We start from the raw sequence: 17565 nt of genomic DNA on the forward strand, positions 1-17565 counted from the left end.
CCATATTGGTCATCGATTCGGCCGCGATAACGAAGTTCGCGATCGGCGTCGTAGACAAATACCTCCGGCGTTCGCTCGGCAGCGACTTGATCGGCAAACCGATTGCCAGCGTCTTTGAGCAGCGGGAACTCGATCGATTGGCGTTTCGCGAACGACGCGATCTCTTCGAGCGAGTCTTGGCGATTGCTCATCACGCCGATCACACGAACCGATTGCGATTGGTATTGCTGTTGAATTTCACCCAGCCGGATCGCGTACAATTTGGCCAACGGACACTCGGTGCCCAGCATCGCGACCACCAGTATCGAATCGGACTGGAAATCGTCGAGCTTCCACGTTCGACCACGGAAATCAATCAGGTCGAGCCGATCGAGCGAGGTGCCGCCAGCGGCCGCAGGGTCGCTAGCGAATGTTTTCGTCGTGGGTACCGCCGCAGACAGTAGAACGACCAGAATGGACGCAATTCGGAAGCGAACGCAATTCACAAAGCACCTTCGTGGGTTGGATAAGGATCGTTGGTTGGAAGAGACTCAGTCAGTTGCCTGGAGCGGAACTACCACAAACTCGATAGGAAAAATGTTTCACATTGTTGGCACACGCCGCGAACGGAAACCGGTCCTATTTAAACTTGCATCCCTACTTTCTGGCTCATCCCTACACAATGAAACCACCGAGCGACTCTGATGTTTCGGCGGCTCTTGGCCAGCTGATTGACCCGAGCACCAAGATATCCGATGTACGCGGCGTGGGTGGCGGCTGCATCAGTAGTGCCATGCAAATCACGCTTCAATGCGACCGGCTCGGCAATCGTACGGTATTCGCCAAGGCAAACGAGGCTGGGTTTGTCGACAATTTCCAATCCGAATGCGACGGTTTGACCGCGTTGGCCGCGGCGGAATCGATTTTGATCCCCAAACCACTCGCGGTGGGCACGGCGGCCGGGCGAGCGTGGCTGGTCACCGAGTGGGTGGAAACAAGGCCTCAATCGAAAAATTTTTTTGCCGACTTTGGTCGACAATTAGCGGAGCTGCACCGAGTGACCGCCGGCAGCCGAATTGGTTGGAGTCGCGACAATTTTCTCGGTTCGGCGATCCAGCCGAACACGGCGGCCGCAGGCTGGGCCGAATTTGTGGCCGAAAACCGCATCGGTTTCCAGCTCCGCTGGGCCATCAACCAAAACCGATCCGACGCGAAGCTGCGTCGCGATGGCGAGGCGATTGTCGCCGCGATGCCTGAATTGTTGTCCGGGCGTGCCGACGAAACCTCGCTGCTGCATGGCGATTTATGGAGCGGCAACTATCTTTGTGGGGGCACGGACGACGCCATGGGTGGTGTCCCGGTGATCATCGACCCAGCGGTCTACTATGGGTGTCGTGAGGCGGAATTTGGGATGCTGAAGCTGTTTGGATCCTGCCCGCCGGAGTTTTACGACGCCTACCAGGCAACTTGGCCGCTGCCCGATGGTTGGCAACATCGCATAAACGTCTATGTTCTTTATCATCTGCTGAACCATTTGAACTTGTTCGGAAGCGGTTACCTTGGCCAATGCCATCAAGTCGCAAGCGAAATCTTGCGTACGAAGTGATTTCATTGGACTCTCTCGGCCGCGACTGGCTCGTTAATTTTCCATCGAACCCTCCTATCGAACCCCTGAGAAACCGTCATGCTCGCCGCGCGAGTGATCCCCTGTTTGGACGTCCACAACGGACGCGTCGTCAAAGGCACCAACTTCGTCAATCTTCGTGACGCCGGCGATCCGGTCGAAGTCGCACGCCGCTACGAGGCCGAAGGGGCCGACGAGCTGGTGTTTTTGGACATCACCGCCAGCCACGAGGATCGCGACATCATTTTGGATGTCGTCCGTCGCACCGCCGAACAGATTTTCATGCCGCTGACCGTGGGCGGAGGCGTTCGCACGATCGAGGACGTTCGTGCGTTGCTGTCGGCGGGGTGTGACAAGGTTTCGATCAATTCAGCCGCCTGCAAAGCCCCCGAATTTGTTCGCCGCGCCGCCGACCGCTTTGGCAGCCAGTGCATCGTCGTCAATATCGATCCCAAACGTGTCCAGCGTGACGGCAACGAGTTTTGGGAGGTTCACATCAACGGCGGACGCACCCCGACTGGACTGGAGGCCGTCGCGTGGGCCAAAGAGATCGAAAACCTCGGAGCGGGCGAGATTGTGCTGACCAGCATGGATGCCGATGGCACCTGTGACGGCTACGACATCCCAATCACCGCCGCGGTCAGCGGAGCGGTCTCGATCCCGGTCGTCGCCAGCGGCGGAGCGGGAGGCCCCCAACACTTGATTGATGCAATTAAACTAGGCAAAGCTGACGCGGTGCTGGCCGCCAGCATTTTCCATTTTGGCCAATTCACGATCGAGGAAACCAAGCAAGCGATGCGAGACGCCGGGATCCCGGTGCGTTTACAGGCCACCGCCTAAAACACCGCTTCCCGTAGTGGACGAGGCAACCAGTCCCAATCCAGCCGGGAACGAATCCTACTGACCGGGCACGAATCCTACTGACCGGGACCAATCCTACTGAGTCATGGATGAAATCGGATGACGAGCAAATTTGGCAGCGAACTTTCGCCGGAATTCTGACATGACAATCTCTTCCTCCAATCCGTTTACCGCTCGCTTCCGCGTACTTTCGCAACCCGAGAGGCCCAATGCCGCCTCGGGCGATGACGGTTGCCCGACGGTCTACTGGTTCAATCACGCGGGCGGTACGACCAACACGCTAGCGTTTCGTATCCGTTCGGACCCACCGCCGCGTCCGATGCGGTTGCTGACGCCTCGGCTGCCCGAGCGTGAAGAGGACTTGGACGTGACGTTTGATGGCGATTTGGAACAACTCGCCCAAAAATTTGCGACCCAAATCGCAGCCGACTACGGGACCGAATCGGCTGATCAACCGCCGCCACTGGTGATCGTCGGACACAGCTACGGAGGGGCAGTGGCGTACCGCGTCACCAAACAGCTGACGCGTCTGGGAATTTCGCCCCATCGATTGGTGATCTGTTCGACGCGATCCCCCGAGCGGCTTCGTTATCACAAGTCGCTTCACACGTTGGACGATGCGGAATTGATCGAGGATGTGGACGAGCTATTTGGCGGGATTCCTGACAATATTCGTGCCGATGCCGACGCGTTGAACTTCTTCGTGCGTGCCCTGAGACACGATTTGGCAATTTTTGAGAGTTACGTGCACCCGCCGGGCGACGAAACGCTAGCGGTCCCGATCACCGCGATTTGCGGGACCGATGACCGTGCGATCGATTTGGCCGATATGCAGGGATGGAGCCGGATGACGTCGGCGGCATTTCGGCTGCGAGCGATCCAGGGCGACCATTTTGCCCCGCTGCAGCGGATCGCCGAAGTGCTCGAGATTGCCACCTGGGACCTGTGACCGGGTTGACCGCCACGCGGGCCGATGCGACAGTCTTCTATTGGCGAATCGTCCTCTTTTATGTCGCCTGTTTTGCGATCCTGTTGCCAATCCCTCTAACCCGTGCTGAATACCCGTGCCAGACCTCGTTCCCGTTCGTAATGCCCTCATCAGCGTCAGTGACAAAATGGGCTTAGCCGATTTTGCCATTGGTCTCCAAAACGCGGGCGTCACCATCTACAGCACTGGTGGCACACGCAAGCATCTCGAGGAATCGGGCGTCAGCGTCGAAGACGTCGCCGACTACACGGGATTCCCTGAAATGATGGACGGCCGCGTAAAAACGCTGCACCCCAAGATTTTCGGCGGCATTCTCGGTATCCGCGACCGTGACGACCACGTCGACGCCATGGAAGAGCACGATATGGTCCCGTTTGACCTCGTCGTCGTGAACCTGTATCCCTTCGCCGCCACTGCCGCACGTCCCGGTGCCACTCGCGAAGAGTGTGTCGAACAGATCGACATTGGTGGCCCTAGCCTCGTTCGTGCGGCGGCAAAGAATCACAGCCACGTTGCGATTTGCACCAGTTCGGAGCAATACGGTGACCTGCTTGAATCGATCGAATCAGGCGGATCGACGTTGGCCCAGCGACGCAAACTCGCCGGCGAAGCGTTCGAGCACACAGCGTCTTATGACCGGGCCATCGCCGACTACATGCAAGGCGAAACATTGACGGGCGAGTTCCCTTCGTCGCTGCACTTCTCGCTCAAGCGAAAAGCACAACTCCGTTACGGCGAAAACCCTCATCAACGGGCTGCGTTGTACGTCGACCCATCGGTTCGCTCGGTCAACCTTGTATCGGCTCGTCAGCTCAACGGCAAAGAGTTGTCCTACAACAACCTGTTGGACCTCGACGCCGCGCTTGAAATCGTTCGTGGCTTTGCTCAACCAGCCGCCTCGGTGATCAAGCACAACAATCCGTGTGGCGCCGCAACCGATGCCAAGATCGCGCGGGCATGCCGCAAAGCACTCGCCGGCGACCCCTTGAGTGCGTTCGGTAGCGTGTTGGGGTTCAACCGCACCGTCGACATGGAAACGGCCGAGATGTTGTGCGAACCCGGCTTGTTTATCGAAGCCATTGTCGCACCTGATTTCGAAGCCGGTGCGGTCGGCCTGCTCACCACCAAGCCTCGTTGGAAAGAAAACGTGCGGCTGATGCAAGTCGGCCGGCTCGATGATGGTCCTGCGGCATTCCAGCGTCGCTTCATCAGCGGCGGCATGTTGATCCAAGACGCCGACCGTTTGACCAGTGTCCCGCTGCAGTGGAAAACCGTTACCGAAACACAAGTGGCCGACGAATTGTGGGACGATGTTGCGTTCGCCTGGGAAATGGTCCGACACGTCAAGAGTAACGCGATTGTATTGGCCAAAGACACCTCGCTGATCGGTGTCGGTGCAGGCCAAATGAGCCGCGTCGACAGTGTTGAAATTGCGATCGACAAAGCAGGGGACCGCGCCAGCGGATCAGTGTTGGCGTCGGACGCGTTCTTCCCCTTCCCCGATTCGATTGAATCGGCTGCCGATGCCGGTGTCGTTGCGGTCATTCAACCAGGTGGATCGCGACGCGATTCCGAAGTCATCGATGCTTGTAACAAGCACGGGCTGCCACTGGTTCTCACAGGTCGTCGACATTTCAAACACTGATGAATGTCCTTGATAAAATTCTGGTCGAGACTCGTAAAACGATTCTCGCCGATAAAGCCAAGCGATCCTTAGCCGAGCTCGAATCGGCCATCGCCGATCTGCCGCCTTGCCGTGATTTTCACGCTGCATTGGAAGCCGGTGACGCGGTTCAGCTGATCGCCGAAGTCAAACGTGCGAGTCCTTCGGCGGGACTGATCCGCGAGGATTTTGATCCGGCTCGAATCGCCACGTGTTATGAAAACGCGGGTGCAGCGTGTATCAGCGTTTTGACGGACGCGCCGTTCTTTCAAGGATCGCTGGACTACCTTCGTGACGTTCGCGCGGCGGTTGACCTGCCGATCTTGCGTAAAGATTTCATTGTTGATCGCTATCAACTGCTTCAGGCACGCGACGCCGGTGCCGATTGCGTGTTGTTGATCGCCGAGTGTCTTTCGGCAACCGAGTTACACGAGCTACACGATCAGGCACTGGAGCTTGGGTTACAAACATTGATCGAGTTATTTGAACCGCAGTATTTGGAAGCCGTATTGGCGACCGGCACCTCGCTGGTGGGCATCAACAATCGTGACTTAAAAACCTTCCACACGGACTTGGACCACACCGTACGAATGTGTGAGTCGATCCCCGGCGATCGACTGGTGGTCGGAGAAAGTGGCATCCGCACGCATGCGGACGTCCTACATCTTGGCAAAGCCGGCGTGAAAGCAGTCCTGGTAGGCGAATCGCTGATGCGTCAAGACGATATCGAAGTCGCCACCCGCCAATTGCTAGGCAAGTAAACTGCTTTCCACGGGCACTGCTTTCCACGGGGACAGAGCACTGCTTTCCACGGGGACAGAGCACAATTCCGGGGGCTCCCCGACTGCACTCCTTCCCGAGGGACAGAGCTCCATTGTTGGGGGTTGACTTTTGATCAGTTCACGCGAAGGATTGATTGATAAGCTCATCAGTTCCTTCTGCCTGCAAACTCCTTCTGTCTGAACCAAGGTGTGATGATGGCTCGTTTAACGCGATCGGAAGTCTTTGATCCCGACGAAATTGCTATCGCACACACCTGTAGTCGGACCGTCCGCCGCTGTTTCTTGATGGGCAATGATCCCTTTACCGGTAAAAACTTTGACCATCGCAAAGAGTGGATCGAGCAGCACTTGATGCAGTTTGCCCAGCAGTTTGGAGTAGATCTTCTTGGGTTTTCTTTGCTATCAAATCACATTCACTTGATTCTCCGTACACGCCCAGACGTCGTTGCCACTTGGAACGACAACGAGGTCGCGCGGCGGTGGATGATGATTTGTCCGCATCGACGAAGTTCTGATGGCTTGCCGCTTCCGCCAACCGAAGCGGAGATCCGCTCGATCGCCGGATGTCCGGTCAAATGTGGCGAAATCCGCCGACGACTCAGCAGTATCAGTTGGTGGATGCGACTGCTTTGCCAGCGGGTCGCAATGCGGGCAAACCAAGAGGACGAGGAATCGGGCCATTTTTTCCAGGATCGCTTCCATGCGACTCGAATTGTTGACGAAGCGTCGCTGTTGGCCTGCGCGGCCTATGTTGACCTGAATCCGATTCGGGCTGCAATGGCCGAAACGCTCGAGCAGAGCGATCACACCTCGGTTCAGCGGCGAATTGAGTCAGCCACCGCCGATCGAGACGATGACATGCTGGTAACAAACCGGCGTGACAGCTTCTTGGCTCCGGTATCGATCGATGAGCGGTTCGGTGAGATTGGCCCGTCTGTGAGCAAATCGGGAAAACGTTGCAGCGACAAAGGTTTTCTGCCAATGTCGCTCGAAGACTACCTGGAAACGCTCGACTGGACCGCTCGCCAGATCGCACCAGGCAAATGCGGACGTACGCCAGCGGACGTACCACCGGTACTCAAACGACTGGGGCTGGACTCGAAGACTTGGTGTGAGCTGGTTAGCGACTTTGGCCGGTTGTTTTGCACCGTTGCGGGACGCCCCGAATGCGTTGATCCGCTGCGAAGCCACTGCACTCACCGCCACTATCATTTACGGCGACGGGCAAGAGAACTGCTCACTCGAGTGGATTAGCTTGTGAGGGTTCACTCTTTTTGGCTGTCGGGTGTGGCAACGAGTCGCCGATAAAAAAGCTGCGCCCACTCGGCTGTCGTCATGCCCGGTTTTGGCGAAATCGCCTGCGATCGACAACGTTCTGATGCGGTAGAGTCGCGAGAATAAACTGGCTCCCTGGGATCACCTCTTCGTCGCGGGCTGCCTCTACCCCAAGCATATGCTCTGTCCCCATTGTGAAATGCTCTGTCCCTATGCGGAGGATGGTTTCTGTGCCGAGGAGGCTGATGCTTGAGAGCGTCCGATCTAAGCGGCTGCTCGGCCGTTGTGCAGTAAACGGATTTCTTCGTCTTCGATCACATGACAATGCGAATCGCCGCACAGCGTTGCCTTGACTCGTCGGTCGACACTCTTTCGCATTGCTTTGTGGTAGCCGATGCTGGCGGTAAACAACGTCATCAAGTCCAAAAACTTGCGATTCTCACTCAGTTCACTTGGATCCAAGTCCAAGTAGCTGTCCGATCCGAACGAGAACAGTCGGCCATCAATTTCACCGATCGACTTGCCACCTACCTCGATTTCATAATCTGCGCCGATCGAAATCCAGCGGCGTTTCAGCACGATGTGGTGCATATGACCCTCGTGGTAAAACGCAAACGTGAATAGCGACGGGATGCGAAACGTGCGATGGTTTTGCTGGATATAGGTCACACATTCGCTGCGTGGCAGCATCACTACCATCGACAACAAACTTTTTCCCGTACCAATCGAGTTGTGGACTTCGGTCGTGGTGACCTGTTCGATCGTGCCACACCAACTGGTTCGATCGTTCGATGTCTTGAACAGTTTTAGAACGAGCCGGCGTTTTTCGATCGCGCCAGCATCCATTTTCATCACGCAATCCTCGGCGAGTTTTTCGTCAAGTTGCTTTTGCTGCTTCCCGCTCAGCCGACCCGACTTTTTGATCTGCTGTTTCAGCTCGGTGCGTCGTTGGTTCTGCAGCACATCGAGCGCGTCTTCCATCTCCGCCTTGTCAGCTTTCCAGACATCCGTGCGCAGCCCTAGCATGTGCGACTTTTCCCAGTCGCCCGATTCAGGGTCCTGCTCGGACACCGTCCCGACCACGTCCATGTTCGTGGTGAAGTGATTGGTGTCGGCTGTCTTCAGCTTTTGCAACAATTCGACATTGCTGGGGTGCATTCCCGGCAATGCCCACATGTCGACATAACGTCGACGCTGTTTTGGTTCTTTTGCGGCCATGTACGTATCTCCCTCCGCCTCGCTGTACTTGATCATCGGCAATTGCTCCGTCGTACGTCCAGCAAATGGCCCGCACATCCCGCAAAATTAGAAAAGATTGCCATCTGATTGTCGGTCCAGTGAGCCATGACGCATGAGCGGCCAAAGCCTGTGATTTACCGGGGCCCGTGATTTACCGGGCCCGTGATATCCCCCAGTCCCCTTGCAGGATCGTCCGGCCCAGGAAACGTCGTTGTTCTCGATGCCAAACCCTCTCCAGCACCCCACCGAACACACGAATGTGAGCCGTTACTCGCTCGATACATTCGGAAAACAGAATTATTTGCGGCGTATTGCCGCCTAGGTGCGAAAAACGACCTAGTTTTTTAGTAACCCGTTGCTCTCTCTTCGTTCACGTCATTTAAGTCTCAGTGAACGTTGCAGATATACCCCTTTCTTAGGATGGAGACTTTGACGATGATCGTTCGCTGGATTGTATTGACGACCCTTTGTCTGTTGACGTCGTCGATCGCGCTCGGCACGACGCCCTCGGCATCCGCTGCTGTTGCGGTCCAGCCGGCCAGTCCAGCATCGCCCCATTTGGTGGTGGGAAATCAGGCGTGCGTAAAGTGCCACGCTGCGGAGATCGAAGTTTGGCGAGCAACACCGCACGCCAAGACCTTTGACGAGCTTCATCGTCGACCCGAAGCCAAACAGATCGCCGCCAAACTCGGTTTAACCTCGATCAAAAACGAAGGCCGCTGCGTCGCGTGTCATTACACTCAGCAAGCGGACCTTACGACCAATCATACTCACGTAATCGCCGGAGTCTCTTGCGAATCGTGCCACGGTCCCGCTAAGGATTGGATCGATTTTCACCAGGATTATGGGGGCGAAGGGATCACACGGTTGACCGAAACTGAGGCACATCGCAAAGAGCGGATCGCTAACAGTATCCATGCCGGAATGCGTAATCCAGAGAACGTCTACCTCGTCGCGCAAAGTTGCTTACGTTGTCACACTGCCGCGGACGAGCAATTGGTCAACGTCGGTGGTCACTCGGTTGGCAGTCTCGATTTCGAATTCGTATCGTGGAGCCAAGGCCTGATTCGCCACAACTTTGTGCGTACCGATGGCAAGTCCAACGACGTCAGCCGCCCCGAGCGTTTGCGTGTGATGTTTGTCGCTGGGATGATTGCCGAGCTGGAAGCAGGACTGCGGGCGACTGCCGTCGCGACCGAGAAGGCAACCTATGGCATCACCGCAGCGAAACGAACCGCCCGCGCCGCAGCAAAATTGAAAAGCGTGGCGGCGAAAGTCAGCGTCCCCGTTTTGGACGAAATTCTCAGCGAATTTGCAAGTGTAAAGCTGAAATTGAACAACGCCGATGAATTGACCACGGCCGCGGACCGGATCGCTCAGCTCGGTTTTACCTTTGCCGATCAGGTCAATCCTGTGGAATTGACTCCCATGGACGCCTTTATTCCCGCTGCAAATCGATGGAAATGAGCGATTTGCGTTAAATTTTCGCTAGCGGGGAATTGATTTGTCACACGTCGGCCTTTCAGCCATAATGGCGGGCTCTTGGTTAGTGACAATCCCCTTAGGCGGCTCCTCCCCGTGCGTTCGCAATCTCTCCTCTCATTGGCCGTTCTCGGCCTGTTGAACCTCGTTGTCGCAGCAGACGCGTTTTCGGACGACGTCAGGCCAGCAATGCCTGGTAAGCCACCGGAAGCCAAAGAGGAGAAAAAGGACGGCAAGCCTGTGGAGTCCAAGGATGCGAAGCCCAAGGTGATCCGCCGCGACCAGTTACCGGAAACTCAGGCGGTTCCAGAGGCAAACGTCTCTGCTGCTAGCGATGGCAAAATGCCAATGGTCATCGCCGCCAATCCAGACGAGTTAAAAGCGACCGTCGGCGAAGACGGCCGCGTTGCCTTTCAATTTCGTAACCAACCCTGGGTCGAATTGGTTCAGTGGCTCGCCGAGATTTCAAACCAGCCTTTGGATTGGCTCGAGCTTCCCGGCGACCGCGTCAATCTCTCATCGCCGGGCCGCTACACGGTTGAGGAGACCCGCGATCTTTTCAATCGTTATCTGCTGGCGCGGGGCTATGCGATCCTCGAGCTCGACGGCGGTTTGACGGTTGCTAAAACGGAAACGATCAATCCCGCCATCGTCCCTCGCGTAACTCCCGAAGAGCTTCAAAAACTGTTGCCCCACGCCTTCGTTCGTGTCTCGCTTGATGTGCAGTGGTTGTCGGCCGAGAAGTTGGCCGAAGAGTTGAAGCCGATGATCAGTTCTAATGGCCGCATCACATCGTTATCGACGACCAACCGGATCGAGGTAATGGATGCAGCGATCAATGTGCAACAGGTCGCTCGATTGCTTCGCGAAGAGTCAGATAACGCTAGCCGCGAGGCGCTTGCACCCGAGTTCAAGCTGCGGTATCTGCCAGCCGAAGAAGCGAAACGGATGCTTGAGCAATTTCTCGGTGTTGAAAAAAAAGCCGAAGCTCCGATGTCGCCTCAGCAGATGCAGATGATGCAACAAATGCGTCAACAAAGTGGCGGCAAACCACCCACCCCTGAAAAGAAGATCGAGATCTCGATTGTCGCCAATACGCGGCAAAACTCTGTGATCATTCGGGCACCGGATGATCGAATTGCAATCGCTGGCGAATTTATCAAGCGGATCGATGTGCCGAGTAGTTCTCTCGCGTCGCTGTCGGATGTTCAATCGCGAGTCGAGGTGTTCCGATTGGCGTCGATTGATCCTGAGAAATTGGTCGAGATCATCGGCGAAATGAATGTGCTAGAACCTTCGACTCGTATCCGTGTTGATAAAGAAAACGGAGCGCTCATCGTTTCCGGATCCGCGGCAGATCGCTTCATTATCCAGTCACTGATCGAACGACTCGATGGAAGCGGACGAAACTTTCACGTGCTGCAACTGCGACGTCTCGATGCGGGCGAAGTTGCCGAGTCGATCACCTTTCTGATGGGACAGAAAAAAGACGACGATTCCAGTCGTTCGCGTAGTCGCTATTCCTATTACGGATACGGTTTTGCCCAACCCGAAGAAGACAAGAAAAAGAAGGACGAGTTCCGCGTCGCGGCCAACAACCGCTATCGGCAAGTTCTGCTGTGGGCTAACGAGTTGGAAATGGAAGAGGTCCAGTCGCTGCTAGTGAAGCTCGGCGAATTGCCGCCGCCCGGTGGCAGCGACCGAATGCTCCGTGTAATCGATGCGTCGGCAAGTCCCGAAACGTTTGAATACCTTCGTCGACTGCAAAAACAATGGAGTCAACTTTCGCCGAATCCGCTGGAGTTGCCAGCGGACGACCAATTTAAAAGCTCGAAAGAGCAGCAACCGGACGAATCGGGTGATGGAGAGTCGGGTGATGGAGAAGCCGAGCCAGCAAAGCAAGAACCCGTTGCCGACGCTGATGGCGACAATCTGGCTGCCGCAGAGAATCCGCTCGCGACAGCTTCGATGACGTTGGTCCAGTCGCCCACGCGTCCTGAATCCCATCCGCCCGTCGTGCAGTCGCGAGAAGATTTTGACCGCATGTTCCAGGACACTGTTGCGGAGAAGAATGTGGAAGGCAGCAAAAAGCCGCCTCAACCGATTCGCATTGAATTCGACAAGTCAGGAAATCTTGTGTTGATGAGTCCAGACACCAAGGCGCTCGACCAGCTCGAGAACTTGATGTTGCAAATTGCACCGCCCAAACGCCCCTACCAAGTATTCAAAATCAAACACAGCAGTGCGTACTGGATGCGACTGAATCTGGAGGATTATTTTGAAGACGAGGAAGAGACCGAAGACGACAGTGATTCGTTCTTTCGCTATTACTGGGGCGGTGGCGACAGCGACAAAAAGGAGGAACCCACGGGGCTTGGTAAAGGAGCGAAGCTGAAATTTGTTGACGACGTTGATACCAATACTCTTGTTGTCAGCGGAGCCACTGCGGAACAGCTTCGCACCATCGAAGAGCTGATCGAATTGTGGGATGTCGAGGAACCGGCCAACAAACGCAAAGCCCGCTACACCAAATTGGTCTCAATCAAGTACGGAAAGGCGGACCGTATCGCTGAAACGGTCAAGGAAGCGTACCGCGATTTGTTAAGCAGCAATGACAAGACGTTCCAAGGCGGGAAGGGCCAACAAGGCGGCCGTGGCGGTCAGAATGACGAGAAAAAGAAAGCTTCCAAGAGTCTCGATGGAGGCGGCAGCGGGCTGGTCGAATCCGAAGGCGGGCAAGACGGTGGCGGTGCCGATTTCTCGTTCAAGGGCAAATTGTCGATGGGCGTCGATCTGGTCGGCAACACGTTGATTGTCAGCGCCGAGGGTGAGCCGCTACTGGATCTGGTCTGCGAAATGATTGACAAACTTGATCAAGCAGCCAAGCCGAGCGGCGAGGTTCAGGTGGTCAAACTTTCGGGCGACCTCAGTACCGATTCGGTGCAAAATGCCCTGCGTGCCTTTGGGGTTCAAGAAAAACGAGAGCGACGCAGCCAGCCCAACGGGGCGGGGGCTGGTGAATAAAACGTTTTCGCAGCGAAAAGCCGGCAACTCTCGTAGCGAATGTGCCAAGACTTTCGACAAGGTTTGGCACATTCGAAACGTTTGGCGCGTTTCACTGCTTGACAGTTCCGCTGCTCTTTTGGGTAACGCAGCGTAGAAGGCCGATTTACGTCTGGGGGCAGACATTTTGCATTTTTCTCGCTAATGTCTTTGTTGCCGTCGGGATTGTCGCACAGCGAGTTTGATTGACAGCTGCCCCTTCCCTCCTAAATTACCCTCCTTCTTCCAAAATCGATGCACATGCACCGTCCTGTTTCGCATCGCTGGGCACAATTCGTCACACGGCGTTGGGGCTGGGTGATGTTGGCATGGATTGTTGCCGCTGTGGTGCTCCGCATGGCGGCTCCGGCGTGGAAGGACATTGCTCAAGATGGTGACTTTGAATATTTGCCAGCGGATCTGACGAGCGTCGCGGGCGGCCGACTGCTCGATGAAGCCTTTCCTGGGGTTCGCAGTCGCAGCCAGATGGTATTTGTGATCGGGCGTGATGAAGGGGCTTTAAAACGGTCGGATGAAATCGTCGGCCTCGATCTGCTGCGGCGGTTGTATCACCGGTTGGGCGAGGTCAGTTGGCAGCGTGCAATCGCCGAAGGTTATGCCGGTGGCCCACCGGTCGAAAATACGCCCGCAGGCCACTGGATCAAACTGGCCCGCGAAGCGTTTGCGAATTCGATTCAGTTGGATGAGCGGTTCTACGAGCGAATCGCCGATGAATTGCCGAAATCGGAACCGACGCTGACCGAGCCGCGGATGGCGTTGGCGTATTGGGACCGCGGCCATCTGCTGGAGCAATGGGGCGACTCGATCGAAACGGTCGAAGCGGATTACGAAGCCGCCTTGATTCTGCAGCCCAGCTTGCCTTCGCTGGCGACACCGATCGCCGATCGCGATCTCGGTGGCTGGAGCACGCTGCTGGATGTTTTGGCTTGGGAGGACGCGATTGTCGGTCCGCGACTGAAGAAAGAAGGAGCACGGCTCGCTGTTCTGCAGCTTTCGAGCGAACTGGCTGCGACCAGCAACATCGAAACGCTCGAGGCGGTTCAGCAGTTGATCGCATCGGTGGACCGCTACAGCATGCACTACACTCAGCCAGGATTGCAGGTCTTGGTGACCGGGTCGGCTGCGGTTGGTGGAGAAACATTGACCGCCGCTCGTGACGCGATTCGTTACACCGAGTGGATCACCGTGGCAATGATCCTACTCATTTTGACCGTTGTCTATCGAGCTCCGTTGTTGGTGGCGATTCCGATGATCTCGATCGGATTCGCCGTCGTTGTTTCAATGAGCTTGGTGTCGATCTTGACCAAGTGGTCGATGGACGGCACGGTTCCAGGATTGGATCTTCGTGTGTTCACGACAAGCCGGATCTTTGTGGTCGTGATCCTGTTTGGCGCAGGCACTGATTATTGTCTGTTCTTGATCGCCCGGCTTCGTGAAGAGGCGCGTCAAACGGTATGGCCGGTGGCTTGTCGCAACGCGGTTTCCAATGTGATGGGAGCGCTGATCGGCAGTGCGCTCACCACCGTACTTGGCTTGGGCACATTGTGGATCGCTCAGTTTGGAAAGTTCCACTACACCGGGCCGATCATCGGCATCTGTTTGCTGGTTGGATTATTGGTCTGTACGACGTTGACACCAGCGATGTTGCGAGCGCTGGGGCCGAAAGTATTCTGGCCCACCAAAATCGATATTCGCCAACCCGCGCGTCGATCGCTGCTCGGGCCCTCATCGAGCCATGCATCCAGTTCCGCGCATGGCGGAGTGTGGGGCTGGATCGCACTGGTGTTAACACGCTATCCGGTCACCGCGTTGTCGCTCGGAGGCGTGTTGTTGATCGTTCCTGGTATCTATGGATTGATCAACGAACGCTCGGTGACGTATGACTTGAGCAGCCAATTGAGTCACTCGGCGGCCAGTCGCCAGGGGCTGCGTTTGATGGCGAAACATTTCAACATTGGCGAGATCAATCCCGTCACGGTGCTGATTGTGCGTCCCGATGATTTGCCGCATGACGCCGTCAAGAAAAACGTCAAGCAACTTGCTACCAAACTGTATGCTCAGCCCGGCGTGGCAACGGTTCGGACCGCCGACGACCCGCTGGGGGATTTTCCGCCCAGTCGTGACATGGGATTGCTCAGCGGGGATGCGTGGCGACGTCGCGCTTTACAGAATCACCGGATCGCCCAAGGCTACTTTTTTAGCGAGGTCCCTAAGCTCAAAAATAAATTGGTGCGGCTGGATATCGTTATCGAGGGAGATCCGTTTTCGACCGAAACCGCGTCGCTCGTTTTGAACTTGCAGCACTTCTTTCAGCAGCTTAGCGAAGATTCCGAATCAACCTGGAGCGGTTCCCAAGTGCTGTTGGCTGGCACGACTCCGTCGATTATCGATCTTCGAAAGGTCACGCTTTCGGACAATCGCCGGATCAAAATTGCTGTGGTCGTGGCGGTCTTTTTGGTCTTGGTGGTGGTGCTCCGTCGCGTTGGGTTGTCGCTGTATTTGATCGTCACAGTGTTGATTAGCTATTATGCCACGCTGGGGCTGACGATCCTGTTTTTCCACGCCGCGTATGGTAGTGATTACGTTGGATTGGACTGGAAATTGCCGTTGTTCCTGTTCGTGATCTTGGTCGCAGTCGGGCAAGACTACAATGTGTACTTAGTGACACGGGTGTTGGAAGAGCAGCAGCGATTGGGGTGGCTGGCCGCGCTAAGACGCGCTGTTTCTCGCACCGGAGGCATCATCACGGCATGCGGATTGGTGATGGCAGCGACGTTTTTCAGTATGACGGCGTCGGTATGGTTCCCACCCATCGCCACATTCTTTGGCTTTCCAAGTGAAACCGGAGCGGCGCTGCGAGGTATTGTCGAGCTCGGTTTCGCGCTTGGCCTGGGCGTGTTGATCGATACGTTCTACGTCCGCACGATCCTCGTGCCCAGCTTTATCGCAATCATCGGAAAACGCTCGGCCGCAAACATTTGAAGTCGTCGTCACGTAGCATAGGCTTCTAGCGTGTGAATGCAGGACCTTCTTTTTGTCGCGAAACTCGCCAAGAGGTTTGGCGTGGAGCCAAGGGGGGACGAAACGCGTGCGAAGACAGACTGGAGGCCAATCCCACATCTTTTCCGACGTCGGAGACATCGGGCGACCGTGTGTTAAGGAAGCGATGCCATGTGCAGGGCTTGTTCGGCAGCAGTCCCGAAGACGCGTTTGAATTCCGCAGTAGCCAAATTCCTTAAATGAGGCGACAGCACCGCAATCGCTTGTCGGTAACCTTCGAAGGCGGCCGACGTGTTGCCTTGGCGATACTGTGCCCGTGCGTAACGCACCAGTGATTTGCCCCGGTAATCAGGATCCAGTGTCATTGCCTGAGTTGCTGTCCCCGGTTTTTCACGTTTTAACTCGCGATCCCGTTCACGCTCTAGAAACTGTTCCGGCGTGCCGCCTAGGATTTGCCGATCCATCTCAGCTAGATCGATGATGGTTGCCGAAGCGGTGGCTTGTGAAATCGATTGTGATGAACCGAATCCTCGCTGCAGCCCGCTGCGATTCGAGCCAAATGATGCCGATTGGTTGCCGCCTAGAAAAGCGGCGCCACCATCGGGAACCAGCACGCTGCCGGAGTAAGAGAACGTCTCCATCGTTGGCAGTTGGACCGTTTGCGACGTCGCGGTGCCGCCCCACAGCAAGATCGCAATCACGGCGTTTGCAATCACAGTTGAGTGGCGGGCGGATGGCATCGTTTGGCTCGGTTGTTGCGTCGGTTATTTTTTCAGCATCTCGCCGAATTCGCGATTCGTCTTGCGAACTTTGTTTTTCACGACTGCTTGGCAATATCCCGCCGTAGGATTTCGTCGGTAATAGTCTTGGTGATATTCTTCGGCAGGAAAGAACTTCTCGGCTTTTTCCAACGTGGTTACGATCGGCCGGTTGTAATCGCCCGACTTGTTTAGTTTCTCGATGAACTTTTCCGCCGCCTTCTTTTCGGCTTCATCATGATAGAAGATCGCGCTGCGATACTGAGTTCCCTCGTCGTATCCTTGCTTGTTCAGGCTGGTAGGGTCATGAGTTTTGAAAAAGATCTTGAGGATTTCTTCGTAACTGCGTTTGCTGGGGTCGTAGTAGACTTCGACCGCTTCGGCGTGTCCGGTTTGGCCGCTGCATACCTTTTTGTAGTTGGGATTGGGGTCGGTACCGCCGATGTAGCCCGAGACGACATCGTTGACCCCTTCGATTCGCTCGAATACCGCTTCGGTGCACCAGAAGCATCCGCCCGCCAAGGTGGCAACCGCTTCGGTCGCTTTGCCGGTGTCGCTCGCCGCAGGTTCGTCGGCCACGTTTTGTGACGGCATGACGACTTGGCTCAGTGCCAATGTGAATAGCACGATCCCGGCCACCACGGTTGTGTGGGGGCGAAATAAGGTGGAAAAGGTTGAAGGGCGATGATTCATCGTTCGATTTCGTTAATGGTAGGTTCGTTAATGGTGGGTGTGGACATTTCGGTGGCGAGTTTAAGGAGTCGGGCTCCAAGTGGCTACGCTTTCAATCGTTCTATTAATGGTCAATGGATGCCGTGTCCCGCTGGGCCAATTCGCCTTACCTACTATCA

Annotated in this window: 13 protein-coding genes; 9 read left to right on the top strand and 4 right to left on the bottom strand. The window is 55.9% G+C overall.

Annotated elements, in window-relative coordinates:
- Window positions 1–485, bottom strand: a 485-nt coding sequence (locus ABX962_RS10460) for a redoxin domain-containing protein (protein WP_372719118.1), incomplete at its 3' end; no start/stop codon positions are given.
- A 104-nt stretch (window positions 486–589) separates the two neighbouring features.
- Between ABX962_RS10460 and ABX962_RS10465 the strand changes: the two genes are divergently transcribed.
- The 6 genes from ABX962_RS10465 to ABX962_RS10490 all read left to right on the top strand — a co-directional run bounded on the left by ABX962_RS10465 (window position 590) and on the right by ABX962_RS10490 (window position 7151).
- Window positions 590–1585: a fructosamine kinase family protein gene (locus tag ABX962_RS10465; protein ID WP_372719120.1), complete on the top strand. Its 996-nt coding sequence runs from the start codon at window positions 590–592 to the stop codon at window positions 1583–1585.
- 78 nt (window positions 1586–1663) lie between these two features.
- Complete coding sequence (gene hisF / locus ABX962_RS10470; protein ID WP_372719122.1) at window positions 1664–2443, top strand: imidazole glycerol phosphate synthase subunit HisF; 780 nt, start codon at window positions 1664–1666, stop codon at window positions 2441–2443.
- 163 nt (window positions 2444–2606) lie between these two features.
- On the top strand, window positions 2607–3413 hold the full coding sequence (locus ABX962_RS10475; protein WP_372719123.1) for a thioesterase II family protein: 807 nt from the start codon (window positions 2607–2609) through the stop codon (window positions 3411–3413).
- A 166-nt stretch (window positions 3414–3579) separates the two neighbouring features.
- Window positions 3580–5097, top strand: coding sequence for a bifunctional phosphoribosylaminoimidazolecarboxamide formyltransferase/IMP cyclohydrolase (gene purH, locus ABX962_RS10480; protein WP_372719140.1), 1518 nt, complete (start codon window positions 3580–3582; stop codon window positions 5095–5097).
- Window positions 5097–5876 (top strand): indole-3-glycerol phosphate synthase TrpC, encoded by a 780-nt coding sequence (trpC, locus tag ABX962_RS10485; protein WP_372719125.1) that lies wholly within the window; start codon window positions 5097–5099, stop codon window positions 5874–5876. The genes purH and trpC overlap by 1 nt, the downstream gene beginning before the upstream one ends.
- Window positions 5877–6089: 213 nt before the next feature.
- Window positions 6090–7151 (top strand): transposase, encoded by a 1062-nt coding sequence (locus tag ABX962_RS10490; RefSeq protein ID WP_372719127.1) that lies wholly within the window; start codon window positions 6090–6092, stop codon window positions 7149–7151.
- Window positions 7152–7436: 285 nt separating this feature from the next.
- Here the strand turns inward: ABX962_RS10490 and ABX962_RS10495 are convergent, their stop codons facing one another.
- Window positions 7437–8426 carry a hypothetical protein gene (locus tag ABX962_RS10495; RefSeq protein WP_372719129.1) on the bottom strand — a complete coding sequence of 330 codons (990 nt, stop codon included), beginning with the start codon at window positions 8424–8426 and terminating at the stop codon, window positions 7437–7439.
- Between the two features lie 420 nt (window positions 8427–8846).
- On the opposite strand from ABX962_RS10495, the gene ABX962_RS10500 reads away from it, so the two are divergent.
- From ABX962_RS10500 to ABX962_RS10510, 3 genes are all read left to right on the top strand, one after another.
- Window positions 8847–9878: a cytochrome c family protein gene (locus ABX962_RS10500; RefSeq protein WP_372719131.1), complete on the top strand. Its 1032-nt coding sequence runs from the start codon at window positions 8847–8849 to the stop codon at window positions 9876–9878.
- Window positions 9879–10082: 204 nt separating this feature from the next.
- Window positions 10083–12917 (top strand): secretin N-terminal domain-containing protein, encoded by a 2835-nt coding sequence (locus ABX962_RS10505; protein ID WP_372719132.1) that lies wholly within the window; start codon window positions 10083–10085, stop codon window positions 12915–12917.
- 279 nt (window positions 12918–13196) lie between these two features.
- Window positions 13197–15938, top strand: coding sequence for an MMPL family transporter (locus tag ABX962_RS10510; RefSeq protein ID WP_372719134.1), 2742 nt, complete (start codon window positions 13197–13199; stop codon window positions 15936–15938).
- A 173-nt stretch (window positions 15939–16111) separates the two neighbouring features.
- Here the strand turns inward: ABX962_RS10510 and ABX962_RS10515 are convergent, their stop codons facing one another.
- Window positions 16112–16696 (bottom strand): hypothetical protein, encoded by a 585-nt coding sequence (locus ABX962_RS10515; protein ID WP_372719136.1) that lies wholly within the window; start codon window positions 16694–16696, stop codon window positions 16112–16114.
- Between the two features lie 24 nt (window positions 16697–16720).
- Window positions 16721–17407 (bottom strand): peptide-methionine (S)-S-oxide reductase MsrA, encoded by a 687-nt coding sequence (msrA, locus tag ABX962_RS10520; protein ID WP_372719138.1) that lies wholly within the window; start codon window positions 17405–17407, stop codon window positions 16721–16723.
- Window positions 17408–17565: the final 158 nt, after the last annotated feature.

Origin of the sequence: Novipirellula sp., from assembly GCF_041583735.1 — a bacterium.
Classification (GTDB): domain Bacteria; phylum Planctomycetota; class Planctomycetia; order Pirellulales; family Pirellulaceae; genus Novipirellula.